This is a genomic window from Pseudomonas sp. 21 (assembly GCF_000955805.1).
In the GTDB taxonomy this organism is placed as follows: Bacteria; Pseudomonadota; Gammaproteobacteria; order Pseudomonadales; family Pseudomonadaceae; genus Pseudomonas.
Window position 1 is genome coordinate 31650 of the sequence record NZ_JYOA01000015.1, and the last position, 26312, is coordinate 57961.

Annotated in this window: 21 protein-coding genes; 16 read left to right on the forward strand and 5 right to left on the reverse strand. The window is 65.6% G+C overall.

The window, feature by feature from the left end; genetic code table 11:
* Positions 1–108 precede the first annotated feature (108 nt).
* Positions 109–762 carry a TetR/AcrR family transcriptional regulator gene (locus UB43_RS27565; protein ID WP_045217799.1) on the forward strand — a complete coding sequence of 218 codons (654 nt, stop codon included), beginning with the start codon at positions 109–111 and terminating at the stop codon, positions 760–762.
* Positions 763–902: 140 nt separating this feature from the next.
* Here UB43_RS27565 and UB43_RS27570 read toward each other — a convergent pair whose 3' ends face one another.
* Positions 903–1334, reverse strand: coding sequence for a heme-binding protein (locus UB43_RS27570; RefSeq protein WP_045217800.1), 432 nt, complete (start codon positions 1332–1334; stop codon positions 903–905).
* Between the two features lie 357 nt (positions 1335–1691).
* Here UB43_RS27570 and gcl point away from each other — a divergent pair, with 357 nt between their 5' ends.
* From gcl to UB43_RS27625, 11 genes are all read left to right on the forward strand, one after another.
* A complete protein-coding gene (gcl, locus tag UB43_RS27575) occupies positions 1692–3467 on the forward strand; it encodes a glyoxylate carboligase (RefSeq protein WP_045217801.1) in 1776 nt (591 codons plus the stop codon).
* A 132-nt stretch (positions 3468–3599) separates the two neighbouring features.
* Entirely contained in the window at positions 3600–4382 is a 783-nt protein-coding gene (hyi, locus tag UB43_RS27580; RefSeq protein ID WP_045217802.1) for a hydroxypyruvate isomerase, read from the forward strand.
* Positions 4383–4451: 69 nt separating this feature from the next.
* A complete protein-coding gene (locus UB43_RS27585) occupies positions 4452–5342 on the forward strand; it encodes a 2-hydroxy-3-oxopropionate reductase (protein WP_045217803.1) in 891 nt (296 codons plus the stop codon).
* 196 nt (positions 5343–5538) lie between these two features.
* Positions 5539–6810 (forward strand): glycerate kinase, encoded by a 1272-nt coding sequence (locus UB43_RS27590; RefSeq protein WP_045217804.1) that lies wholly within the window; start codon positions 5539–5541, stop codon positions 6808–6810.
* Positions 6807–8237 (forward strand): pyruvate kinase, encoded by a 1431-nt coding sequence (pyk, locus tag UB43_RS27595; RefSeq protein WP_045217805.1) that lies wholly within the window; start codon positions 6807–6809, stop codon positions 8235–8237. The genes UB43_RS27590 and pyk overlap by 4 nt, the downstream gene beginning before the upstream one ends.
* A gap of 513 nt (positions 8238–8750) precedes the next feature.
* Positions 8751–9668 (forward strand): urea transporter, encoded by a 918-nt coding sequence (locus UB43_RS27600; protein ID WP_045217806.1) that lies wholly within the window; start codon positions 8751–8753, stop codon positions 9666–9668.
* A 33-nt stretch (positions 9669–9701) separates the two neighbouring features.
* The gene (dapF, locus tag UB43_RS27605; RefSeq protein ID WP_045217807.1) at positions 9702–10538 is read left to right on the forward strand and encodes a diaminopimelate epimerase; all 837 of its coding nucleotides are present in this window, start codon (positions 9702–9704) and stop codon (positions 10536–10538) included.
* Between the two features lie 204 nt (positions 10539–10742).
* Positions 10743–11987, forward strand: a complete 1245-nt coding sequence (gene sstT / locus UB43_RS27610; RefSeq protein WP_045217808.1) for a serine/threonine transporter SstT — start codon at positions 10743–10745, stop codon at positions 11985–11987.
* Positions 11988–12063: 76 nt separating this feature from the next.
* Positions 12064–12915: an ion transporter gene (locus tag UB43_RS27615; protein WP_045217809.1), complete on the forward strand. Its 852-nt coding sequence runs from the start codon at positions 12064–12066 to the stop codon at positions 12913–12915.
* A 147-nt stretch (positions 12916–13062) separates the two neighbouring features.
* Positions 13063–14721, forward strand: coding sequence for a mucoidy inhibitor MuiA family protein (locus UB43_RS27620; protein WP_256205370.1), 1659 nt, complete (start codon positions 13063–13065; stop codon positions 14719–14721).
* A 201-nt stretch (positions 14722–14922) separates the two neighbouring features.
* Entirely contained in the window at positions 14923–15921 is a 999-nt protein-coding gene (locus UB43_RS27625; protein WP_045217811.1) for a sulfate ABC transporter substrate-binding protein, read from the forward strand.
* A 286-nt stretch (positions 15922–16207) separates the two neighbouring features.
* On the opposite strand, the gene UB43_RS27630 is transcribed toward UB43_RS27625, so the two are convergent.
* Together UB43_RS27630 and UB43_RS27635 are read right to left on the reverse strand one after the other, a co-directional pair.
* The gene (locus UB43_RS27630; RefSeq protein WP_045217812.1) at positions 16208–17311 is read right to left on the reverse strand and encodes a P1 family peptidase; all 1104 of its coding nucleotides are present in this window, start codon (positions 17309–17311) and stop codon (positions 16208–16210) included.
* 28 nt (positions 17312–17339) lie between these two features.
* On the reverse strand, positions 17340–18704 hold the full coding sequence (locus tag UB43_RS27635) for an APC family permease (protein ID WP_045217813.1): 1365 nt from the start codon (positions 18702–18704) through the stop codon (positions 17340–17342).
* A 209-nt stretch (positions 18705–18913) separates the two neighbouring features.
* Between UB43_RS27635 and UB43_RS27640 the strand changes: the two genes are divergently transcribed.
* Positions 18914–19717, forward strand: coding sequence for a helix-turn-helix transcriptional regulator (locus UB43_RS27640; protein WP_045217814.1), 804 nt, complete (start codon positions 18914–18916; stop codon positions 19715–19717).
* A gap of 96 nt (positions 19718–19813) precedes the next feature.
* Here the strand turns inward: UB43_RS27640 and UB43_RS27645 are convergent, their stop codons facing one another.
* On the reverse strand, positions 19814–20797 hold the full coding sequence (locus UB43_RS27645) for an FkbM family methyltransferase (protein ID WP_045217815.1): 984 nt from the start codon (positions 20795–20797) through the stop codon (positions 19814–19816).
* Between the two features lie 290 nt (positions 20798–21087).
* Between UB43_RS27645 and UB43_RS27650 the strand changes: the two genes are divergently transcribed.
* Positions 21088–21672 carry an HD domain-containing protein gene (locus UB43_RS27650; protein ID WP_045217816.1) on the forward strand — a complete coding sequence of 195 codons (585 nt, stop codon included), beginning with the start codon at positions 21088–21090 and terminating at the stop codon, positions 21670–21672.
* A gap of 141 nt (positions 21673–21813) precedes the next feature.
* Entirely contained in the window at positions 21814–23205 is a 1392-nt protein-coding gene (locus UB43_RS27655) for an adenylate/guanylate cyclase domain-containing protein (protein ID WP_045217817.1), read from the forward strand.
* A gap of 337 nt (positions 23206–23542) precedes the next feature.
* Here UB43_RS27655 and UB43_RS27660 read toward each other — a convergent pair whose 3' ends face one another.
* Entirely contained in the window at positions 23543–24844 is a 1302-nt protein-coding gene (locus tag UB43_RS27660) for a dicarboxylate/amino acid:cation symporter (protein ID WP_017516453.1), read from the reverse strand.
* Between the two features lie 363 nt (positions 24845–25207).
* Here UB43_RS27660 and UB43_RS27665 point away from each other — a divergent pair, with 363 nt between their 5' ends.
* Positions 25208–26209: an AraC family transcriptional regulator gene (locus UB43_RS27665; RefSeq protein WP_045217818.1), complete on the forward strand. Its 1002-nt coding sequence runs from the start codon at positions 25208–25210 to the stop codon at positions 26207–26209.
* Positions 26210–26312 lie beyond the last annotated feature (103 nt).

The following is a 26312-nucleotide window of genomic DNA, read 5'->3' on the forward strand; positions in this document are numbered from 1 at the left end:
TGCACGTCAGTCCCCACGACAGCCCCGAGTTGAGGGGCTCAAGAGCCCGGTGCTACCATGCCCGGCTCTGTTCTGTGACAACAGCAATAAAAGAAAGAAGACCAGCCAATGACCAGCATCCGCGAGCGTAACCGTCGCCTCATCCTTCGCGCCGCCAGCGAAGAATTCGCCGAGAAGGGTTTCGCGGCGACCAAGACCAGCGACATCGCCGCTCGCGCCGGGCTGCCCAAGCCCAACGTCTACTACTACTTCCAGTCCAAGGAAAACCTCTACCGCTGCGTGCTGGAAAGCGTGGTGGAGCCGCTGCTGCAGGCTTCCGCGCCGTTCCGCGAGGACGACGAGCCGAGCGAGGCGCTACGCGCCTACATCCGTTCCAAGGTGAAGATCTCCCAGGAACTGCCGCACGCCTCCAAGGTATTCGCCAGCGAGTTGATGCACGGTGCACCGCACCTGCCCAAGGAATACCTGGATGAGTTGAACGCCCAGGCGCAGCGCAACATCGCCTGCCTGCAGAGCTGGATCGACCGCGGCCTGCTCGCGCCGGTGGACCCGCATCACCTGCTGTTCACCATCTGGGCGGCGACCCAGACCTACGCCGACTTCGACTGGCAGATCTCCATGGTCACCGGCAAGACCAGCCTGAGCGACGCGGACTTCGAGGCGGCCACTGACACCATTACCCGCCTGGTGCTGCGCGGCACCGCGCCGGACAACGGCGCCGAGCCCAAGCCGCAGGGGCGTTTGCGGCCGTTGTCGATCTGAAGCCAGAAATGTAGGAGCGAGCTTGCTCGCGAACCCGCTTTACACCTGATACATCCGGCGCATTTGGCGGTTCGCGAGCAAGCTCGCTCCTACAAATTCGGCCAGGCGCGCGACGAACGCGCGCCCTTCCCTATCTTCGATCAGCCCGCGTCAGCGACCAGGCCCAGCGCCTGCACGCCACGGATCGCGCATTGCTCGTCGATGTCCGAGGCATCGCCACTGACGCCGATGGCACCTATCACTTCGTTGGCCGAATTGCGGATCAGCACGCCACCCGGCGCCGGCACCACGTTGCCTTGCGCCAGGGTATTCACCGCGGCGATGAACGACGGTCGCTGCTGAGCGTCCGCCGCCAGCACGCGCGACGACTTGCCCAGCGCCACCGCGCCCCACGCCTTGCCGATGGCGATCTGCGGGCGAAGCATGCTCGCGCCGTCCTCGCGCTGCAGGCTCAGCAGGTGTCCGCCAGCATCCAGCACGGCGATGGTCAGCGGCGCGGTGGACAGCTCGCGGCTGGCCACCAGGGCGTGACGGGTGATGTCCAGTGCGGTTTCCAGGCTCAGGGTGGTCATGAGGTTTTCCTCTTCAAGTTGATAAGACAGATCAAGGTGGATAAGCCGGGGCAACGCCGCGCGCAGAGATCAAAGCTGCGCACACGCGTATCAGAAATCTGTACGCAATCTAGTAGCCGAAGGTCTCACCCAAAGCAACCTAAAAGGACAATTCACATCTATTTTTGTATACATTTTTTCAAACGATAGTTTGACCCTGCGTTCAGCTTTTTCGTGAAAGCCCCGAAATAGAAGGCTTTCCATGGAAAATGACCACTCAGTCCCCCGTATACAACCCGTCTTGACCTTCGTCGAATTGCCTGCCTAGAATCGCCTCAACTTTTGTACACAATCAGTATAAGAACCGAGGAACAAAATATGGCCAGAATGAGAGCAATCGAGGCTGCCGTACTCGTCATGCGTCGCGAAGGCGTGGATACCGCCTTCGGCGTACCGGGCGCCGCCATCAACCCCATGTATGCGGCCATGAAGAAACTCGGTGGCATCGATCACGTCCTGGCCCGCCACGTGGAAGGCGCCTCGCACATGGCCGAGGGCTACACCCGCACCAACGCCGGCAACATCGGCGTGTGCATCGGCACCTCCGGCCCCGCCGGCACCGACATGGTCACCGGCCTGTACTCGGCCTCCGCCGACTCCATCCCGATCCTCTGCATCACCGGCCAGGCTCCCCGTGCGCGCATGCACAAGGAAGACTTCCAGGCGGTGGACATCACCAGCATCGTCAAGCCGGTCACCAAGTGGGCGACCACCGTGCTGGAGCCGGGCCAGGTGCCCTACGCCTTCCAGAAGGCCTTCTTCGAAATGCGCAGCGGCCGTCCCGGCCCGGTGCTGATCGACCTGCCGTTCGACGTGCAGATGGCCGAGATCGAATTCGACATCGACGCCTACGAACCGCTGCCGGTCAACAAGCCCAAGGCAAGCCGCGCCCAGGCGGAGAAAGCCCTGGCCCTGTTCAATGACGCCGAGCGCCCGCTGATCTGCGCTGGCGGCGGCATCATCAACGCCGACGCATCCGACAAACTCGTGGCATTCGCCGAGCTGACCGGCGTGCCGGTGGTCCCAACCCTGATGGGCTGGGGCACCATCCCCGACGATCACCCGCTGATGGCCGGCATGTGCGGTCTGCAGACCTCGCACCGCTACGGCAACGCCACCGTCCTGGAATCGGACATGGTGCTGGGTATCGGCAACCGCTGGGCCAACCGTCACACCGGCTCGGTCGACGTCTACACCGCAGGCCGCAAGTTCGTCCACGTGGACATCGAACCGACCCAGATCGGCCGCGTGTTCACCCCGGACCTGGGCATCGTTTCCGACGCCGGTTCCGCCCTGGACGTGTTCCTCGAAGTGGCCCGCGAGTGGAAAGCCGCCGGCAAGCTGAAGGACCGCAGCGCCTGGGTCGAAGCCTGCCGCGAGCGCAAGCGCACCCTGCAGCGCAAGACCCACTTCGACAACGTGCCGGTCAAGCCGCAGCGCGTCTACGAAGAGATGAACGAGTTCTTCGGCAAGGACACCTGCTACGTCAGTACCATCGGTCTGTCGCAGATCGCCGGCGCGCAGTTCCTGCACGTCTACAAGCCGCGCCACTGGATCAACTGCGGCCAGGCCGGCCCGCTGGGCTGGACCATTCCGGCAGCGCTGGGCGTGGTCAAGGCCGATCCGAGCCGCCAGGTCGTCGCGCTGTCGGGCGACTATGACTTCCAGTTCATGATCGAAGAGCTGGCCGCCGGCGCGCAGTTCAACCTGCCGTACATCCACGTGCTGGTGAACAACTCCTACCTGGGTCTGATCCGTCAGGCACAGCGCGGCTTCGACATCGACTACTGCGTGCAGCTGGCGTTCGAAAACGTCAACGCGCCGGAGCTCAACGGTTATGGCGTCGACCACGTCGCCGTGGTGGAAGGCCTGGGTTGCAAGGCGATCCGCGTGACCGACCCGAACCAGATCGGCGCGGCCTTCGCCCAGGCTCGCGAGCTGATGCAGCAGCACCGTGTACCGGTGGTGGTCGAGGTCATCCTGGAGCGTGTGACCAACATCTCCATGGGCACCGAGATCAACGCGGTCAACGAGTTCGAAGAGCTGGCGCTGAAAGGCATCGATGCGCCTACCGCCATCTCGCTGCTGGACTGATAGAACCGAACGACTCCTCCCTCCGGGGAGGAGCTGGGGGTGGACATTTCCTGGCGGGGAGTCCCCCACCCCCTGCTCTCTTTCAAGAAGAAGCCGAGCACCACGCACCACCCGTTCAACAGGAGTGACCCCATGCCCCGTTTCTGCGCCAACCTGTCCATGCTGTTCACCGAGGTGGACTTCCTCGATCGCTTCGAAGCCGCCGCACGCGCCGGTTTCAGCGGCGTCGAGTACCTTTTCCCGTATGACGTCGAGGCCGAGGTGATCAAGGCCCGCCTGGACGCCAACCAGCTCGAGCAAGTGCTGTTCAACCTGCCCGCCGGCGACTGGTCGAAAGGCGAGCGCGGCATCGCCTGCCACCCGGACCGCGTCGAGGAATTCCGCGCCGGTGTCGACAAGGCCATCGCCTACGCCAAGGTCCTGGGCAACACCCAGGTCAACTGCCTGGCCGGCATCCGTCCGCAGGGCCATGACTGCGCGACCATCGAGAACACCTTCCTGAACAACCTGGAGTACGCGGCCGGCAAGCTCGAAGCCGCGGGCATCAAGCTGGTCATGGAAATGATCAACACCATCGACATTCCCGGCTTCTACCTGCAGACCACCCAGCAGGCCCAGGACATCCGCGAGAAGGTCGGCAGCGCCAACCTGTTCCTGCAGTACGACATCTACCACATGCAGATCATGGAAGGTGACCTGGCGCGGACCATCGAGAAGAACCTCGCCTCGATCAACCACGTGCAGCTGGCCGATAACCCCGGCCGCCACGAACCAGGCACCGGCGAGATCAACTACCGCTTCCTGTTCGACCACCTGGACCGCATCGGTTACCGCGGCTGGGTCGGCTGCGAATACAAGCCCAAGACCACCACCGAAGCCGGCCTCGGCTGGCTGAAGAGCCACAACGTCATCTGATTCGCCGGCCGGCGCGGTGGGTACGCACCGCGCCAGCCAGCCTAACAAGAACAACCAGGAGAGTTCCTCATGGCCAAAATCGGATTCATCGGCACCGGCATCATGGGCCTGCCCATGGCACTGAACCTGCAGAAAGCGGGTCACCAGATCTTCGTTTCCACCCACCACGATGCCGCTCCGGCCGAGCTGGCCAGCGGCGGCGCCGTCGCCCTGGCCAACCCGAAGGAAGTCGCCCAGGAAGCCGAGTTCATCATCGTGATGGTCCCGGACACCCCGCAGGTCGAAGACGTGCTGTTCCGCAAGGACGGCATCGCCGAGGGCGTGGGCCCGAACAAGGTGGTGATCGACATGAGCTCGATCTCCCCCACTGCCACCAAGACCTTCGCCGAGAAGATCAAGGCCACCGGCGCACAGTACCTGGACGCCCCGGTTTCCGGCGGTGAAGTCGGCGCCAAGGCCGCTTCGCTGAGCATCATGGTCGGCGGCTGCCCGAACACCTTCGAACGCGCCCTGCCGCTGTTCCAGGCCATGGGCAAGAACATCACCCGCGTCGGCGGCAATGGCGATGGCCAGACCGCCAAGGTGGCCAACCAGATCATCGTCGCCCTGAACATCCAGGCCGTCGCCGAAGCCCTGCTGTTCGCCGCCAAGAATGGCGCGGACCCGGCCAAGGTGCGTGAAGCGCTGATGGGTGGCTTCGCCTCCTCGCGCATCCTCGAAGTGCACGGCGACCGCATGGTCAAGGGCACCTTCGATCCGGGCTTCCGCATCAGCCTGCACCAGAAGGACCTCAACCTGGCCCTGGCCGGCGCACGCGAACTGGGCCTGAACCTGCCCAACACCGCCAACGCCCAGCAAGTGTTCAGCACCTGCGCGGCCATCGGCGGCAGCAACTGGGACCACTCCGGCCTGATCAAGGGCCTGGAGCACATGGCCAACTTCTCCATCCGCAAGGACTGAAGAAGCGCCAGCCAGAGCAAGGTGACGGGCGAGGTTATGGGAGTGGCGTCGCCCGCCATGCTGCAAAGCGACTCGAACACCCGGCCGGTGGGAATCACGGCCTTGCCGGCCGGGGCGTTCGAATCCATCGCTGAGTCTCCTTTGCCAAGGAGATTGAGCCATGGATACACCACAACAAGAATCACGGGAGCCTGTCATGAGCCTGGACCCACGCGCCTTCCTGCGCGAGCTGTTCGACACCGCCATTGCCGCCGCGCACCCGGCCCAGGTACTGGCGCAGCACCTGCCCACCGATAAAGGTGGCCGCACCATCGTCATCGGCGCCGGCAAGGCCGCCGGAGCCATGGCCGAAGTCGCCGAGAAGCACTGGAATGGTGACGTCCAGGGGCTCGTGGTCGCGCCTTACGGCTACGGAGCGCAGTGCCGCAGCATCGAAGTGGTGGAAGCCTCGCACCCAGTGCCGGACGACGCTGGCGAGCGCGTTGCCCGTCGCGTACTGGAACTGATCAGCGGCCTGTCCGAAAACGACCGGGTGATCTTCCTGCTCTCCGGCGGCGGCTCTGCCCTGCTCGCCCTGCCGGCCGAAGGTATCAGCCTCGATGACAAGCGCAGCGTGAACAAGGCGCTGCTGAAATCCGGCGCCGCCATCAGCGAAATGAACTGCGTGCGCAAGCACCTCTCCGCCATCAAGGGCGGTCGCCTGGCCCGCGCCTGCTGGCCGGCCAGCGTGTACACCTACGCGATTTCCGACGTGCCCGGCGACGAGGCCACGGTGATCGCCTCGGGCCCCACCGTGGGCGACCCGACCACCTCGGCCGACGCGCTGGCGATCCTCAAGCGCTACGCCATCGAAGTCCCGGCGAACGTGCGCGCCTGGCTGGAAGACCCGCGCTCGGAAACGGTAAAGCCCGGTGACGAATGCCTGTCGCGCAGCCACTTCAAGCTGATCGCCACGCCCCAGCATGCCATCGACGCGGTGGCGGCCAAGGCTGAAGCCGCCGGCATCCCGACACTGATCCTGGGCGACCTGGAAGGCGAGTCCCGCGAGGTGGCCAAGGTCCACGCCGGCATCGCCCGGCAGGTCCGCAAGCATGGCCAGCCGCTGAAGGCGCCGTGCCTGATCCTCTCCGGTGGCGAGACCACCGTGACCGTGCGCGGCAATGGCCGCGGCGGACGCAATGCCGAGTTTCTCCTCAGCCTCACCGCCGACCTGAAAGGTGAACCGAACATCTGGGCCCTGGCGGGGGACACCGACGGCATCGACGGCATGGAAAGCAACGCCGGTGCCCTGATGAGCCCCTGCAGCTACAGCCGCGCCCTCAAGGCCGGCCTGAACCCGCTGCACGAGCTCGACAACAACAACGGCTACGGCTTCTTCGCCGAACTGGGCGATTTGGTAGTCACCAAGCCGACTCGCACCAACGTCAACGACTTCCGCGCCATCCTGGTCCTCGAGAACGACAAATGACTCCTGACAAGAAAGTAAAAATCCTCGCGACCCTGGGCCCAGCGATCAAAAGCCGCGACGACATCCGAGCCCTGGTGGAAGCCGGCGCCAATCTGTTCCGCCTGAACTTCAGCCACGGCGAGTACAGCGACCACGCCCAGCGTTTCGCCTGGGTGCGCGAAGTGGAAGCCGAACTGAACTACCCCATCGGCATCCTCATGGACCTGCAAGGGCCGAAGCTGCGCGTGGGCCGTTTCGCCGAGGGCGCAGTCCAGCTGGAGAAGGGCCAGACCTTCACCCTCGACCTCAACGACGCACCGGGCGATGCCCAGCGCGTCATGCTGCCCCACCCGGAAATCATCCAGGCGCTGGAACCGGGCATGAGCCTGCTGCTCGACGACGGCAAGATTCGCCTGCAGGTGCTCAATGCCCACAGCGATGCCATCGAGACCCGCGTGATGAACAGCGGCGAGCTGTCCGACCGCAAGGGCGTCAACGTCCCCGAAGCCGTGCTCAAGCTCAGCCCGCTGACCGCCAAGGACCGCCGCGACCTTACGTTCGGCCTGGAGCTGGGCGTGGACTGGGTGGCGCTGTCCTTCGTGCAGCGTCCCGAAGACATCGAGGAAGCCCGCGCGCTGATCGGCGACAAGGCCTTCCTCATGGCCAAGATCGAGAAGCCTTCGGCGGTGCAGTCCATCGAAGCCATCGCCCGCCTGTCCGACGCGATCATGGTCGCCCGTGGCGACCTGGGCGTGGAGATGCCGGCTGAAAGCGTGCCGGGCATCCAGAAGCGCATCATCCAGGTCTGCCGCCAGCTCGGCCGCCCGGTGGTGGTGGCGACGCAGATGCTCGAATCCATGCGTTTCTCCCCGGCGCCAACCCGCGCCGAAGTGACCGACGTGGCCAACGCCGTGAGCGAAGGTGCCGACTGCGTGATGCTCAGCGCCGAGAGCGCCTCGGGCCAGTACCCGCGTGAAGCGGTGGAGATGATGGCGAAGATCATCCGCCAGGTCGAAGCCGAGCCGGATTACCAGGCGACGCTGGAGATCAACCGCCCGGAGCCGGACGCCACCGTGTCCGACGCCATCAGCTGCGCGATCCGCCGGATCAGCCGCATCCTGCCGGTGGCCGTGCTGGTGAACTACACCGAGTCCGGCGCCTCGACCCTGCGCGCCTCCCGCGAGCGGCCCAAGGCACCGATCCTCAGCCTGACGCCGCAACTCAAATCCGCCCGCCGCCTGACCGTGGCCTGGGGCGTCCATTCGGTGGTCAACGCGCAACTCGCCCACGTCGACGAGATCTGCTCCACCGCCCTGGACATCGCCCTGGCCCAGCGCATGGCGCGCCGTGGCGACACCGTGGTGATCACCGCCGGCGTGCCCTTCGGCCAGCCGGGCAGCACCAACATGCTGCGGATCGAGACGGTGGCGCCGGCGCTGGAAGTTTGATGCAAGCCTGAGAGTCCCTCTCCCCAACCCTCTCCCTGAAGGGAGAGGGGGCAGTTCGGCGCCGCCAGTGACTCCGGTGTTCCGCCTTCTGCCGCTCAAGCCCCCTCTCCCGCTTGCGGGAGAGGGCTGGGGAGAGGGCAACCGAGTTCAGGAGCCACGCCAACGCGCGTGCCTCCGCACCGAGTCACTCCCGGACGGACGGGGCCGGGAATACGGGGCCGCGTCCCCGTCCGTCCGGGTTTGACCTTGCTACTGAGTGCTTCAGCAGCAGAAACATGAACACCGAATGCTTGTCGGTCCATGGCCCCCACGCAGCAACTCCCAATGCTGGCCATGGAACTTTGAGGCTGTTGGCGGCGATCCCGCCGGCAGCCTCTTTTCTTTTTCCAACCCCGTGGCGCGGCCCCGTATGGCGGCGTCACAGAATGCTCACGCACTGCTCGTCGATGGGGCCACGATGCCCCACACCTACCGAAGCGCTGCGGAGCCCCATTTAACCTGCCCTGTACCCCCATGCACCTGAATCCCCAATCCTGGAAACATCAGCTCCGCACCCGGCTGATCGGCTTCGGCCAGATCTACCTGCAGGCTGACGCACGCTTCGGCCTGATCCTGCTGCTGACCATCGCCTGGTCCGCGCCGCACCTGCTGCCCGGCGCCTTGCTGGGCGCCCTGCTCGGCCCGCTCACCGCGCGCTTCGTGCGCGAGCCGCAAGCGGACATCGACGCCGGCCTGCACGACTACAACCCGATCCTCATCGGCCTGCTGCTGCCCTTCCTGTTCCAGTGGTCGCTGGGGCTGGTGATGCTGACCATCGCCGCCATCCTCACCAGCGTCGCCGTGCAGGCCGTGCTGCTGCGGCAGTCGCGCCGGCGCTTCGGCGTGCCGGCCTATACCTCGGCCTTCGTGCTGCTGGGCTGGGTGTCCAGCGCGCTGGGCAAGGCCATCGGCCTGGCGCCGGCGGCCGGTGCCGCCTGCCTGTCGTGTGGTGCGGTGAGCCCACTGCTGGATTCCTCCGCACTGGGCTTCGGCGAAGTGATCTTCCTCGGCGAACCACTGGCCGGCCTGACCATCGCCCTCGGCCTGTTGCTGGCGGATCGCCGCGCCGCCTTCTGGGCACTGGCCGGCGCCGTCGGCGCACTGGCCGTGGCGCCGCTGTTCGAGCTGCCGCCCGCCTCAGCGCAGGCCGGCCTGCTCGGCCTGAACGGCGCGCTGGCCGGTATCGCCCTGTCGCTGCGCTTTCGCAGCCCCCTGGCACCACTGTGCGGCATCCTCCTGGCGGTGCTGCTGCAACCGGCTTTCGCCCTCGTCGGCCTGCCCGCGTTCACTGCACCCTTCATTCTCGCCTGCTGGCTGGTGATCCTCGGCCAGCGCGCGCTGGAAGCGCTGCTGCACGATCCGCAAAGGGAAAACAGCGGCCCGCGTGTATAGTCGGGGGCCCTCTTCCGGCGACGGATCGCACCGATGAACTTCGTGAAATACCAGGCCCTGGGCAACGACTACCTCGTCTATGCCGGTGACGCACCGTTCGCCCTGACCTCCGAGCAAATCGGCCGCGTCTGCGACCGCCACCACGGCATCGGTTCCGACGGCATCCTGGTGGCGAACCACACGGATGCCGCCTTCGGTCTGCGCATCCTCAACCCCGACGGCTCCGAGGCGGAGAAGAGCGGCAACGGCCTGCGCATCTTCTCCCGCTACCTGTGGGATTGCGGGCTGGTCGCCGGGCAGCCGTTCGACATCGTCACCGCCGGCGGTACCGTCACCAGCCAGGTGTTCGACGAGGGCCGCAGCGTGGAGGTGTCCATGGGCCGCGCCGAGTTCGCCTGCGCGAAGATTCCGCTGCTGATCGACGCACCCGAGGCGCTGAACCATGCGCTGGAAGTCGACGGCGAATCGCTGAAGATCAACGCCGTTTCCATGGGCAATCCGCACTGCGTGGTTTTCGTCGAGCAGACCAGCCGCGAGCTGGCCTGCCGCCTCGGTCCGCTGCTGGAAAATCACCCGCTGTTCCCCCGCCGTACCAACGTGCAGTTCGTCCAGTGGCTGTCCCGCGATGCGCTGCGCGTCGAGATCTGGGAGCGCGGTGCCGGCTACACGCTGTCCTCGGGCACCAGCAGCTGCGCCGCCGCTTCAGTGGCGCGCCGGCTGGGCCTGTGTGACGAGCAGATTGACCTGCGACTCGCCGGCGGCCTACTGAAAATCCGCGTCGAAGACGACTTCCAGGTGACCATGCGCGGCGCCGTGCAGCGGGTCGCCGGCCTCGACCTGGACCCGGAAGCCTTCGCCGACCTCGGCTGATTCCTCGGTTATTCTCGGCGCGACCGGCATGGATCAATGCCGGTCCGTACGCGGCCGTCCAGACTGCGACCTGACACCTGCCGAAGCAAACCTGACCGATCAATCGACGGGTAACCGCGCATTTCCCGGCATCAGACGGCATAATCCGCGCCCTTTCGCGCCCGGCCCGCCGGGGCGATCCCACTTCCTGCAGCGAAAGATGTCATGACGCTTCCAACTCCCACCCTCCTGCAGCGGCTCAAACGCACCAGCCTGGTCCTGCGGATCTTCATCGGCATGCTCTGCGGCATCGCCCTCGCCGTGCTCTGGCCGCAAGGCGCGGCGGCGGTCGGCCTGCTCGGCAAGCTGTTCATCTCCGCCCTGAAGGCCGTGGCGCCAGTGCTCGTGCTGGTGCTGGTGATGGCCTCCATCGCCAACCACAAGCAGGGCCAGCGCACCCACATCCGGCCGATCCTGCTGCTCTACCTGCTCGGCACTTTCTCGGCCGCCCTGGTCGCGGTGATCGCCAGCTTCACCTTCCCTTCCACCCTGGTATTGAGCGCACCGACCAGCGAGCTGGCGCCGCCCGGCGGTATCGGCGAAGTCATGCGCTCGTTGCTGTTCAGCGTCACCACCAACCCGGTGAAGGCACTGCTGGAGGCGGACTTCATCGCCATCCTGGCCTGGGCCATCGGCCTGGGGATTGCCCTGCGCCACGCCCGCCAGACCACCCGCGACCTGCTCGATGACATGGCCAACGGCGTGACCCTGATCGTCCGCGTGGTCATCGCCTTCGCCCCGCTGGGCATCTTCGGCCTGGTGGCCGGCACCATTGCCGAATCCGGCTTCGATGCGCTGATCGGCTACCTGCACCTGCTGGCCGTGCTGCTGGGCTGCATGCTGTTCGTGGCGCTGGTGGTGAACCCGCTGATCGTCTTCGCCAAGATCCGTCGCAACCCGTACCCGCTGGTCCTGCTGTGCCTGCGCGAGAGCGGCATCACCGCCTTCTTCACCCGCAGCTCGGCGGCCAATATCCCGGTCAACCTGCAACTGTGCGAACGCCTGGGCCTGCACGAGGACACCTACTCGGTGTCGATCCCGCTGGGCGCGACCATCAACATGGCCGGCGCCGCCATCACCATCAGCGTGCTGACCCTGGCGGCGGTGCACACCCTGGGGATAGCCGTGGACCTGCCCACTGCCATCCTGCTCAGCGTGGTCGCCTCGATCTGCGCCTGCGGCGCTTCCGGCGTGGCCGGCGGCTCGCTGCTGCTGATCCCGCTGGCCTGCGGCCTGTTCGGCATCTCCAGCGAAGTGGCGATGCAGGTGGTGGCGGTCGGCTTCATCATCGGCATCCTCCAGGACTCGGCCGAGACCGCGCTGAACTCCTCCACCGACGTGCTGTTCACCGCTGCGGCGTGCATCGCCGAGGGCGACGTGGACGAGCAGCAGGCGACCGAGCGAGCCTGATCCTCCCGGCGGGGCGGCACCAGCCGCCCCGCCGCATATCGGCTAAGGTGACTGAACCCGTTCCGCGGATTCATCCATGGCCGACACCCAAAGCTGGCGCCAGCGCCTTTACGTCATCATCTTCCAGTCCGACACCATCGCCGGACGACGCTTCGACAGTGCGCTGCTGGTGTTCATCCTCGCCAGCCTGCTGGTGGCCTTCCTCGACAGCGTCGGACGCATCCACCAGCAATTCGGCAGCCTGCTCAGCGGTGTCGAATGGTTCATCAGCGGGCTGTTCCTGATCGAGTACCTGCTGCGCCTGTACTGCTCGCCCAAGCCCCTGCGCTATGCCTTGAGCTTCTACGGGCTGATCGATCTGCTGGCGGTGCTGCCCGGCGTCATCGCGCTGTTCTACCCCGACGCCCAGTACCTGCTGGTGGTGCGCGTGGTACGGCTGCTGCGCATCTTCCGCATCCTCAAGCTGCGCCAGTACCTGCGCCAGGCCGACTTCCTGCTCACCGCGCTGCGCGGTAGCCGGCAGAAGATCACCGTGTTCTTCGTCTCGGTGATGAGCCTGGTGACGGTGTTCGGCTCACTGATGTACGTGGTCGAAGGCCCCGAGCACGGCTTCACCAGCATCCCGCGCGGCATCTACTGGGCGATCGTCACGCTCACCACCGTGGGCTTCGGCGACATCACCCCGAAGACGCCGCTGGGCCAGGCCATCGCCAGCCTGGTGATGCTCACCGGCTACTCGATCATCGCCGTGCCCACCGGCATCTTCAGCGCCGAGCTGCACAACGCCATGCGCCCGGAGCGCCCGCCAGGGCAACTGGACAAGCCCTGCCCGGCCTGCGCCAAGGCCAACCACGAGGCCGAAGCGGCGTTCTGCTCGCGCTGCGGCAATCCACTGTTCCCCCGAACGGACGACGCCGTCCCACGCTGACCGCTGTTAACCGCTCGTCGCTCATGGCGGCAACACTTCACCCGCACTCAACCCGTTTCCACCGCCCCCTTCGTCACAAGCAGCATGGACGGACGCCATGGTGGCGTTCCGCAGCGCCGGCCGCCTTCCAGGCCGCGAGGTGAGCACATGCCCTTTCGATTCCACCCACTGATCCTCGCCATGGCCGGCACGCTGGCCAGCCCTTCGCTGCTGGCCGCGGCGCAGGTGGCCGACAGCCGCATCAGCGCGGTGACCGTCTACACCGACCGCGCCATCGTCACCCGCACCGCCACCCTGCAGCTGCCCGCCGGCCAGCACGAGATCGCCCTGGAGCAGTTGCCCCTGCGCATCGACGACAACAGCCTGCAGGCCTCGCTCAGCGCCAGCGCTGCCGCGACCCTGCTCGACGTCAGCAGCGCGCCGCAGGTATCGCCGCCTTCGGAGGACAATCGCCTGCAACAGCTGGACGCGCAATTGCGCGACATCGAGCGGCAGGAACGCGAGATCAGCGACCGTGGCAGCGTGCTGGAAAACCAGAAGCAGTTCCTCGCCGACATCCAGGCCAGCAGCACCAAGCCGGGCAAGAACCAGGCACTGCCGAGCATCGACGAACTGAAGAACCTGCTGCAGATGAGCGAGGGCAACCTGGGCCGCATCCTCGACGAGCAACGCAAGCTCGACCAGCAGGGCGAGGAACTGCAACAGCGCAAGCAGGAGCTGGAGAGCCAGCGCAGCCACCTGGCCGGCGACGGCACCCACTACAAGCGAGCCATCCTCCGCGTGGCGCTGGAGAAGCCCGCGCAGGTCCGCCTGCAGCTCAGCTACACGCTCTACGACGCCTCCTGGCGCCCGGCCTACGACGCCCGCCTGCGCGACGGCGAAGACAAGATCGAGATGACCTACCAGGGCATCGTCCGGCAGAGCAGCGGCGAGGACTGGACCGACGTCGACCTCACCCTGTCCACCGCCCGCCCCAACCTGGGCAGCAGCGTGCCGGCGCTGTCGCCATGGATCGTCGATACCGCCATGGACCGCCGCAAAATGCTCGACTCCAGCGCCATGCCCGCGCCCGCCGCACCGATGATGGCGATGGAGGCAAAGAAGGCCCAGCGCTTCGCCGCCGACGAGATGGCCGCGGCCGGCTCGCTGGAAGAGATGCCCGTGGCCGTCGCCGAAGTCAGCGGTGCCACCACCAGCGCCTCCTTCCATATTCCGACCCGCGCCACGCTGAACAGCGATGGCAGCTCGCAGAAGGTGTCCATCGCCCAGTTCAAACTGCCGGCAACCTTCCGCTACCTGGCCACGCCGTCGCTGCGCGAAGCCGCGTACCTGCAGGCCGACACCCGCAATGCCAGCGACTACCCGCTGTTGCCCGGCACGCTCAATACCTACCTGGGCAACACCTTCGTCGCCAGCGGCCAGCTGCGCGCGGTGATGCCGGGCGAGACCTTCGAGCTGGCCCTGGGCGGCGACGAGGCGATGTCGATCAAGCGCAAGCTGGTCAACCGCTACACCGACTACACCGGCCTCACCGGCGGTCGCAAGCGCGTCACCTACGAGTTTCGCATCGACGCGCAGAACAACCACAAGACCGAGCAGCGCCTGCAGTTCAAGGACCAGTTGCCGGTCTCGCGCAACGAGCAGATCAAGGTCGCCTTGCTGGAGCCAGAAGGCCAGGAGGCCAAGCGCGAAGACGATGGCAAGCTGCTGTGGGACTGGCAGCTGAAACCGGGCGAGAAGCGCAGCACTACCTTCAAGTTCAGCGTCGAGTACCCCAAGGAGCTGGAAGTCAGCGGGCTGGAATGATGACTGCCGGAGCAGTCATTGCCCGGCCGGCCTGCTAGGCTGCCGGGCAACTGTCCACTTCGTGGCATGCGCAGTAGCGCGGCGCAGAAAAGCTTCGCGGGAAGAGGGTCCCCGCATAAGCAAATAGCCTTTAAGTATTTAAGTGCCATATAACCTGTCGGCATAATCGACACCCAACAACACTGCCAAAAGGAACTGCTCGTGAAACGTCTGTTCAGCGCCTCGCTGCTGGCCGCCGGCCTTGCCCTGGCCTCCGCCGCCCAGGCCGCCCAACCCCTGCTCAACGTCTCCTACGACGTGATGCGTGACTTCTACAAGGACTACAACGCCGCCTTCCAGAAACACTGGCAGGCCGACAAAGGCGAGAAGATCACCATCCAGATGTCCCACGGCGGTTCCAGCAAGCAGGCCCGCGCCGTGATCGACGGCCTGCCGGCCGACGTCATCACCATGAACCAGGCCACCGACATCGACGCCCTGGCCGACAATGGCGGCCTGGTGCCCAAGGACTGGGCGACCCGCCTGCCGAACAACAGCGCGCCTTTCACCTCCGCCACCGTGTTCATCGTGCGCAAGGGCAACCCGAAAGGCCTGAAGGACTGGGACGACCTGGTGAAGCCGGGTATCCAGGTCGTGGTGCCGAACCCGAAGACCTCGGGCAACGGCCGCTACACCTACCTCTCCGCCTGGGGCTACGCGCAGAAGCACGGCGCGGATGAAGCCAAGGCCAAGGAATTCGTCGCCCAGCTGTTCAAGAACGTTCCGGTGCTGGATACCGGCGGCCGCGCAGCGACCACCACCTTCATGCAGAACCAGATCGGCGACGTGCTGGTGACCTTCGAGAACGAAGCCGAGATGATCGCCCGCGAGTTCGGCCGTGGCGGCTTCGAAGTGGTCTACCCGAGCGTCTCCGCCGAAGCCGAGCCGCCGGTGGCCGTGGTCGACAAGGTGGTCGACAAGAAAGGCACCCGCGCCGAAGCCGAGGCCTATCTGAAGTACCTGTGGTCCGACGAGGGCCAGACCATCGCGGCGAACAACTACCTGCGCCCGCGCAACCCCGAAGTGCTGGCCAAGTTCTCCGACCGCTTCCCGAAGGTGGACTTCTTCTCCGTGGTGAAGACCTTCGGCGACTGGCGCACCGTGCAGAAGACCCACTTCGCCGACGGTGGCGTGTTCGACCAGATCTACACCCCGAACTGATCGGGGAGCCGTGCCGCCAGAGATGGGCGCGGCGTAGGAGCGGACGCTGTCCGCGATGGCTCCCGCGCGATACGGACCTATCGCGGACGCAGTCCGCTCCTACCCAAACGAAGAAGCCGGAGCTGCCCAGCAGCTCCGGCTTTTTTCATGGCACGGCTTAACTTGTAGGAGCGAGCTTGCTCGCGAACCCGCCCAACGCCAGAGCGGCCGGAAATCCCGTTCGCGAGCAAGAACCAGGCGTCCCCCTCGCTCCTACAGGGGACACCCAGCCACCGAGCACCGCTGGTTAGCGCTCCCCCTTCCAACCGACCTCGCGCAACGCCGCCAGCAAGCGCTCCCCACTCAGCGCCGGCACCAGCACGCCGTCATCGGTGCGCATGTCCTTGCCGGCCAGCAGCACGTTGACGATGGCCTCCTCCACCGCCTCCGCCGCCGCGGCGAACAGTGGCGAGATGTGGTCGTTGTTGACCATCTCCAGCGCCGTGGCGAACGGCAGGTTCTTGCGCCCGTAGTCCGCCGGCGGCAGGTCGCGGATGCCGGTGGCGAAGGCGAGGAAAATGTCGCCGCTGGAATCGTCGGTCCCGCCGCCGGTGCGGGCGATCCCCAGCGAGGCGCGTTGCGCCAGGCGCTGGCACTGGTGCGGCAGCAGTGGCGCGTCGGTGGCGAGGATCACCACGATGGAGCCCATACCCGGCGTCCCCTGTTCGGCAAAGGGCGACGGCAAGTCGCCCAGGTGGCGGCCGACCGGGTAGCCATCCACCCGCAGCTCACAACGCTGGCCGTGGTTGGCCTGCACCAGTGCGCCCACGGTCCAGCCGCCCTGCTCCGCCGGCAGCTTGCGCGAAGAGGTGCCGATGCCGCCCTTGAACTCATGGCAGATCATCCCCGTGCCGCCGCCCACCGGGCCTTCCCGCACCGGGCCGGACTCGGCCGCGGCCAGCGCCTCGCACACCTGCTCGGCACCGACGTGCTGGCCCCAGATGTCGTTGAGCAGCCCGTCGTAGGTCTCCATCACCACCGGCATGCACCAGTAGACGGACGGGTCTGCCAACTCGGCATGCTCGGCGGCGATCAGCGCATCGCGCACCACGCCCACGCTGTGGGTATTGGTGATGGCGATGGGCGTGGTCAGCAGGCCCGCCTCGCGAATCCACTCCAGCCCCGTGGCGTCGCCATTGCCGTTGAGCACATGGCAGCCGGCAAAGCAGGGTTGCTGGCGTGCCGCCGCCTCGCGCGGCTGGACCACCGTGACCCCGGTGCGTACGGCGCGACCCTCGCGCTCGCCGATCAGGGTGCTGTGGCCGACACGGATGCCGGGAACATCCGTGATGGCGTTGAACTCGCCGGGCGTGCCCAGGCCGAGGGTGATGCCGAGTTGACGAGCGCGCATGCTGTCTCCTTGGTTGTCGAGCAGGGTTTCAGAGCTTCTGGAAGGCCGGGCTGAGCTTGCCGTAGGTGCTGTAGAGAATCACCGACACGGCCAGTATCCCGACAATGATCATGACGTCCCGCGAGGAAGCGTCCATCAGCAGGTTGAGCAACAGGTAGCCGGCGCCGACCACCGCCAGCATCGCCGGCAACGGCCACAGCGGCATGCGGTACGGGTGCTCACGGTCGCGGCGCAGCACGCGGCTGAACAGCGCGCAGAGCGCCACCACCAGGTAGACCATCACCAGCAGCAGGACCGTGAAGGAGGTCAGCTCTTCCAGGTTCGAGCTGAAGCTCAGCGCCGCCGAGGGCACCCCGAGGAACAGCGTGGCGATCCACGGCGACTCCCAGCGCGGATGGATACGGGTGAAGGCGCGGTTCATAAACGGCGTCCACAACTCGTCGCGGCCGCTGCTGAAGATCACCCGGCCGACCTGGATGACGATGGCGACGATGGCGTTGAACACCGAGAGGAAGATGCCGGCGCTGACCAGCCGCGACAGCGTTTCGTTGCCGTGGGCGGTGAGCAGGTAACCGACCGGGTCGGGGCTGGCGATCATGTCCTGCAGCGAAGGCGCGCCCAGCAGCAGTGCGGTCAGCGGGACGATCTCGATCGCCACCACCAGCACCAGCGACCAGATCACCGCGCGGTGCACATTGCGCCCGCCGCACTTCATGTCCTCGGCCAGCAGCACCGCGCCGCCGAAACCGTTGTAGGAGAACAGCGCGGTCCCCACGGCGCCGATCACCAGCGCCCAGGGCGCGGCGGCCAGTATCCCGCCGTCGATGTGCTGCGGCTGCACCAGCACGCTCACCGGCTGGCTGACGTGGCCGAAACCGAGCACCACGATCACCAGCAGCGCCGCCACTTCGCAGAGCAGGAACACGCCGGTGATCCAGGCGTTCACGCGGATGTTGAGGATGCCCAGCACGTAGCTGGCGGCGACTATCACCAGGGCGACGGTCTGGGTGTCGAAATTCGTCCCCAGGGCGTTGTTGAGGTAGGTCGCCGCGCCCGTCGCCAGTACCGGCGGGATGAACAGCAGCGAGACCAGCACGGTGAGGAAGGTGGCGTAGCCGGCAAGGCCGCCGAACACGCGCTTGGCGTAGACATACTCGCCGCCAGCGGAACTGTGGGCCCGGCCCAGCTCCGCATAACACCAGGCGAACATCAGGGCCAGGAACCCGGCGAAGACGAACGCCAGGAAGGCGCCGCTGCCGGCCTGCTGGATGGCGAAGGGAGCGATGACGAAAACGGAGCTGGCGGGGGTGACCGCCGAGACGGTGATGGCGACTACGTCGAGCACGCCCAGGCTGGGCTTGAGCGCGCTCGCTGGCGCAGGGGAAGCGCTCATATCGTTGTTTCCTCGTGTTGTTATTGGTGGCTGAGGCAGGAACGAAGACCTTGATGCGCCCTCTGAGCGGGGCGCTGCGTGGGGTGCAGTCTGGGCATGGCGAGAGGGGCGGCCAATCACCATTTGGGGTTACGCCCCCTTGACGGCGACGGGTTAAAAGGAGGAAACCGTGGGCCGACTCCTCCGCCCCTCTCAGAGAATCCCCCCGGATGCACAACCTGTTCCGCGAAGTCGGCATGCACGCCAACCTCGGCCGCGCCATCGAGCAGATCGGCCAGCCGCGCTTCTGGAAGCAACTGGTCCTGCTGCTGCACCAGTGGTTGCCGTTCGATAACGCCCTGGCGATGTTCTACCCGGCCAGCGGCACTCCGGTGGCGCTGGAGGAATACGATGCCGAGCCCACCGCCGGGCCGGCAGCCATGGCCATCTACCTCGATGGTCTGTTCCAGCTCGACCCGTTCTACCAGGCCTGCCGCGAAGGCGTGTCCAGCGGGCTGTACCGGCTGGAGGAAATCGCCCCGGACCAGTTCCGCCAGAGCGAGTACTTCCTCAGCTACTTCCACGACAACGTGCTGGAGGACGAGGTGCAGTTCATCCTGCAACTGCCCGGCCAGGGCGCGCTGTCGCTTTCACTGGGTATGCGCAGGCTGTTCGACGGCGAGCAGACCGGCCTGCTGGCGATGCTCTGTCCCTGGGTACTGGCCTTGATGCAGCAGCACTGGCAGCAACGCAGCCAGCGACTGCTGCCAGGCGCCAGCGACGGCGTGGCAGTGCAGGTACGTGACGCCCTGAGCCACTTCGGTGCGGGTGTGCTGTCCGAGCGCGAGCTGGAGATCGCCCGGCTGATCCTCCGGGGTTACTCCTCCAAGGCCATGGCCGAGCGCCTGGCGATCTCCCCGGAGACCATCAAGGTCCACCGCCGCCACCTCTACAACAAGCTCGACATTTCCTCGCAGCCGGAGCTGTTCTCGCTGTTTCTGCAGTCGCTGGGGCACGACCCGCAGAACCCATGACCCGCCAGGCAGCGGCCAAACAGCGCCGCTACCACACCTTACCGAGGGCATCGGCCGAACGAGCAGCCGGTGCGCCCCTCGGTTTCAGCGCAGGGCCTAACGTCGCAAGGCGGAAAGTACCTTTCTCAACGGCTCAGTGGCGCGCCAGCTGGTCGAGCCCTTCAGCAGGGCCAGCTCCTCCAGCAACCGTCGGTTCTCGCGCTGCAACTGGTGCTGCGCGTCTTGAACCCGCTCCAGTTCCGCGCGCAGTGAGATTTCCACCGACGACTCCAGAAGTTGCTGAGGTGCCGCAGGCATGCTGCTCTGGTAAGGCACCGTGCCGGCCGAGCGAGACAGTTCGGCGAACTTGTCGGCCATCTCCCGAGGAACCAGAAAGAAGTCCCAGCACAGATAGTCCACGGCCTCGAGCCAGTCCGAGCGCTGATCCAGCCGGTTCAGGAAGATATCGAACAAGACGTAATCGTTGTCTGCCGCCAGGTCATACAAGGTCCCGGCGGTATGCCCATAGGCCTTGAACGCCAGCGAGCCATACTCGATGGAGAAGATCGGGCGCAGGCGTGACAGAGCGTCGGTGGCTCCACGCAGGCAGTCTATCTCCGCCCCTTCGATATCGATCTTGATATAGGCAACCGATTCCAGCTGCCGGGTGTAGTTGTCCAGGCAATCGACATTGACCTGGATGAGCGTCGGCTTGGCCAGCTCTGGTGCATTGAATACCCGCTGAACGAGGCCGCTCTCTTCCGGCGTTCCCTGGGCATAGGTGAAACTGAACGTCCCGACCTTGTCAGACAGAGCGAGGTTGTGGAGTTGCAGATTGACGACAGGCAGGTCGGCGGACAACTGCTCGAAAGCAAAGGGCAAGGGCTCGAATGCTATTGCCTTGCCCTCGGTACCAATGCACTGCAGCAGCGGTTTCAGGTGCCGGCCGCGATGGGCGCCGATATCGATGACGACATCGCCCGGCCGCACAATTTGCCTGTAGATATGCTCGAGTATCTGCTCGAATTCCAGGGTAAGAATCCCACGGGCCACCAGGTTGGCTACCCCTTCCATCTTCGCTCGCATAGGCACGCTTTCCATGAGCCCCCCTGTCCGCTTGAACCCAGTCGAGATTGGCAAACTCGATACAGAGTAGACACATGACGAGCGACTGCCATCTGGTCCGACAGGCGTCAGATGATCTCGCTCACGCGACAGGGCTTGCCGTCTCCGCGCCCGAAGCCCGCTTCCGTCGCATGAATACCGCACCATTCGCGCCCATCGGGACACCCCGCTGGCGCTGCACGGACACTACCGCGCGCGCCTCAGGCTTCTAGACTGGACCCGTGCCATCCAGACAAGCCATGACAATCACAAGAGAGCACAGCCTGATGAACGCACGCGCCAACTTCACCCACATGGAAGACGGCAGCGCCGAGGACTGGGCGATCATCGCCAAGGACTTCGGCCAGTACGCCGCGCTTCTGCCCGACCGGATCATGACCCACCTGCGCCTGCTCGACGGCGACTTCGGCGGCTTCCCGGTGGACCGCCTGACCCACTCGCTGCAGACCGCCACCCTGGCCCACCGCGACGGCCGCGACGAGGAGTACGTGGTCTGCGCCCTGCTCCACGACATCGGCGACACCCTCGGCTCGTTCAACCACGCCGACATCGCGGCGGCCATCCTCAAGCCGTTCGTCAGCGACGAGAACCTGTGGATGATCGAGAAGCACGCGATCTTCCAGGGCTACTACTTCTTCCATCACCTGGGCCTGGACCGGCACCTGCGCGAGCAGTTCAAGGACCACACGCAGTTCGAGCAGACCATCGAGTTCTGTGCGCGCTACGACGCCGCCGCCTTCGATCCGGACGGCGAAGTGCTGCCCCTGGAGTTCTTCGAACCCATGCTGCGCCGGGTCTTCGCCCAGCCGCGCCGCTCGATCTACCAGAAGCCCGACGGCACGATGGCCTGAGGGTCCCGAAGCGACCGGCGGTCCGCGACGAAGAGTGGCGAACCGCCGCTGGCCCGGGGGCTGCGCATGGAATAAGATTCCTCCCAAAATCAGACGCGCAATCGGCCACGAGCCTACGCGCACCAGGGAAGTTTCTTGCGCATGAAGCCTAATGTTCTCGAGCGCTCCAGCAGTCCGCTCACACCCGCCCCTCTGCGCGAATACCATTCCCGCGTGCTGGCTTATATCGCCATCGCCGCGACCATCACCGCCGGCACCTTCGCCAGGTACTTCGGCTACGAGATCCTCTGGATGATCCCGTACGCCCTGCTCTACCCGCACCTGGCCCAACAGATCAGCCGCCGCTTCAAGCGCGACAACCCGCAACGCACCCGCCTGGTGCTGCTGTTCATCGACGCCCTGCACGCCGGCATCGCCACCACGCTGCTGGGCTTCTCCGAGGTCCCCAGCCTGATGCTGGTGCTGATCCTCGCGTTCTCCGCGCTGATCATCGGCGGCCTGCGCTCCCTGGGCCTGGCGCTGCTGGTGGCGCTGAGCGCCGCGGTACTCAGCGCCGCGCTGATCGCCCCGGCCTACAAGGGCCAGACGCCGAGCATCGTCGCGCTGGTCAGCGTGCTGTTCTCCACCCTGTACATCTGCATCACCGCCTTCTTCGTGCACCAGCAGGGGCTGCGCCTGGCCCAGGCCCGCTCGGACATCACCCTGGAGCAGGAAAAGGCCGCGCGCCTGGCCAGCAACCTGGCCAAGTACCTGTCGCCGCAGGTGTGGGAATCGATCTTCAGCGGCAAGCGCACGGTGCGCCTGGAAACCCAGCGCAAGAAGCTCACGGTGTTCTTCTCCGACATCAAGGGCTTCACCGAGCTGTCCGAGGAACTCGAGGCCGAAGCCCTCACCGACATGCTCAACAACTACCTCAACGAGATGTCGAAGATCGCCCTGAAGTACGGCGGCACCATCGACAAGTTCGTCGGCGACTGCGTGATGGTGTTCTTCGGCGACCCGGCCACCCAGGGCGCGAAGAAGGACGCCGTGGCCGCCGTGTCCATGGCCGTGGCCATGCGCAAGCACATGAAGGTCATGCGCCAGCAGTGGCGCGCCCAGGGCATCACCAAGCCGCTGGAAGTGCGCATGGGCCTGAACACCGGCTACTGCACCGTGGGCAACTTCGGCGCCGACACGCGCATGGACTACACCATCATCGGCCGCGAAGTGAACCTCGCCAGCCGCCTGGAAAGCGCGGCCGAAGCCGGCGAGATCCTCATCAGCCACGAGACCTACTCGCTGGTCAAAGACGTGCTGATGTGCCGCGACAAGGGCCAGATCGCCGTGAAGGGCTTCAGCAAGCCGGTGCAGATCTACCAGGTGGTCGACTTCCGCCGCGACCTGGGCTCCAACCCCAGCTTTGTCGAGCATGAAGTGCCGGGCTTCTCCATGTACCTGGACACCAACAACGTGCAGAACTACGACAAGGAACGGGTCATCCAGGCGCTGCAGCAGGCGGCGGAGAAGCTCAAGGACAAGATCATTCTCTGACTCCTTTGCGCTTCTTCAGCGCACGCTTTTGCGTGCGCCCTTCTCGTTGATACACACCCTCCGGCCAATCGCGGACAGAGTCCGCTCCTACGCGCGCCGGCAGTTCCTGTGCAAAGCCCAGTATCCCCTGCACGCGGCCAAGGCACAGTTGTAGGAGCGAGCTTGCTCGCGAACCCGCCCACCTCCAAAGCTGCCGGGAAACCGTTCGCGAGCAAGCTCGCTCCTACGAAGAGCCGCGGCTTTTCACCCGCCCATAAAAAAGCCCGCTCAAATGAGCGGGCTGGAAAGGCTCCGGCGCTTCACGTTCACCGGGCCGAATTGCTCGTTGGGAAACCCGTCAGGAGGGCTGCAGCTCCGCGGAATTGCCCGGGCCGGCGGCCAGTTCGGCGGACAAGGTCTTCTCGTCCAGCTGCTTGCACCACTTGGCGACCACGATGGTGGCCACGCCGTTGCCGACCAGGTTGGTCAGGGCGCGGGCTTCGGACATGAAGCGGTCGATACCCAGGATCAGCGCCAGGCCGGCAACCGGCAGGTGGCCGACGGCAGACAGGGTGGCAGCCAGCACGATGAAGCCCGAACCGGTGACACCGGCGGCGCCCTTGGAGGCGATCAGCAGCACGACCAGCAGGGTCAGCTGGTGGGTGATGTCCATCGGGGTGTCGGTCGCCTGGGCAATGAACACGGCGGCCATGGTCAGGTAGATCGAGGTGCCGTCCAGGTTGAACGAGTAGCCGGTCGGGATCACCAGGCCGACGACGCTCTTGTCGGCGCCCAGCTTCTCCATCTTGGCGATCATGCGCGGCAGGGCCGATTCGGAGGACGAGGTGCCCAGCACGATCAGCAGTTCTTCGCGGATGTAGGAGATGAAGCGCAGGATGCTGAAGCCGTGGGCGCGGGCGATGCCGCCCAGCACGATCAGCACGAACAGCAGGCAGGTGATGTAGAAGCACAGCATCAACTGACCCAGCTGCACCAGCGAGCCGAGGCCGTAGGCGCCGATGGTGAAGGCCATGGCACCGAAGGCGCCGATGGGCGCGACCTTCATGATCACGTTGATGATGTTGAACATCACGTGGGTGATGCGATCGATGAACTCGAACACCGGCTTGCCGTAGTCACCCAGGCGGTGCAGCGCGTAGCCGAACAGCACGGAGAAGAACAGCACCTGCAGGATGTCACCGTTGGCGAAGGCGCCAACCACGGTGCTGGGGATGACGTTCATGAAGAAGTCGATGGTGCTCTGCTTCTCGCCCGAAGCGATGAAGCCGGTGAGCGCCGCGTTCTTGTTCATTTCGGCGGTCAGCGTGGCGACGTCGGCGTGCATGCCGGCACCCGGCTGGACGACGTTGACCACGACCAGGCCGATGATCAGCGCGATGGTGGAAACGATTTCGAAGTACAGCAGCGCCATGCCGCCCGTCTTCCCCACTGCCTTCATGCTCTGCATGCCGGCGATACCGGTAACCACGGTGCAGAAGATGATCGGCGCGATGGCCATCTTGATCAGTTTGACGAAGCCATCGCCCAGCGGCTTCATCAGTTTGGCGGTGTCGGGGTAGAAGTGGCCAAGTGCGATACCGATGGCGATGGCGATCAGTACCTGCACATACAGGCTTTTGTAGAAGGGTTGCTTGGTCATGGCAGCTCTGTCCTCTGGGCCTGCGCTCCGGAGGAGGCGCAAGACCGAACGCGTTATCTCCCTGCAATGGGAGAATTTGTTTTCAGGGCATGCCAGACGGCAGGCCTTGCTCGCCTATCGCAAGTGCTGTGCCAGACCTTTAAAAAATATGTAACCCCTTTAAATTCAATGGCTTCCCTAAAAAGGCAGGGCACGGAAGGCGCCGAATCTGGCGGAAACCCGCCTCCTCGCTGGCGGGTTTCCCGCCCTCTGGCGGGTATCCGCCACGGCCTTCGTACCGTAGATTGTAGAACTCCGATCAGGTTCGATCGGGTTTGCCGCACTGTTCTTTCGGACCTGCGGACAGAACAACAAGGACCGCTCATGCGTGAACGCACCATTGCCAGCCATTTCGTCCGCGCCGCCGTCCATGGGGCCCAGCGCAAGGGGCTGGATGTCCAAGCCCTGCTGCGTGACGCCGGCATCGCCCCGGCCATCCTCGACGAGCCCCGCGCACGGATCGATCCGTCGCAGTTCAGCTGCCTGATGCAACGCCTGTGGGAAGTGCTCGACGACGAGTACATGGGTTTCGGCGCCATGCCCAGCAAGCGTGGCACCTTCGCCATGATGTGCAACGCGATCATCCACTGCCGCACGCTGGAAAAGGCACTGGGACGTGGCGCGCTGTTCTACGGACTGTTTCCCGAGGCACCTCGGATCGAACTGCTGCGCGACGGCGACCGCGCCCGCCTGACCCTGGACGAGACCCACCTGCGCGACCCGGACCACTTCCTCGCCGAGAGCCTGCTGCTCATCTGGCATCGCCTGGCCAGTTGGCTGATCGGTCAGCGCATCCGCCTGGAGGAAGCCACCTTCAGCTACCCGGCCCCCGAGCACCAGGCCGAGTACGACCTGCTGTTCCCCTGCCCTCGTCGCTTCGCTGCCGGCAGCACCAGCCTGTTGTTGCAGGCTCGCTATCTGGACATGCCGCTGCTGCAGGACGAGCGCACGCTCAAGCACTTCCTCAAGGATTCGCCCGCCGACCTGCTCGCCCGCCCCGACGGCGGCGACAGCCTGACCAGCCAGATCCGCCGCCTGCTCGGCCGCGACTGCCGCAGTTGGCCGGACCTGGAGCAGGTTGCTGCGCAACTGCACATGAGCCCGCAGACCCTGCGCCGCCATCTGCGGGAAGAAGGGCCGAACTTCCAGGAATTGAAGGACCAGCTGCGCCGCGACCTGGCGATCTACTACCTGGGCCGCGACGAGCACTCGATCCAGGACATCGCCGACCAGCTCGGCTTCTCCGAGCCCTCGGCGTTCCACCGGGCGTTCAAGAAATGGACGGGGCTGACGCCAGGGGCGTATCGGGCGCAGCAGGGGGAGTGAGACGAAGGCGCGCTCCCTGCATCGGGAGGCGGTGCGATGAGTGTTCGCGAGCAAGCTCGCTCCTGCAGGATCAGCCCTGTGCCGGATTCGCCCTTTGTAGGAG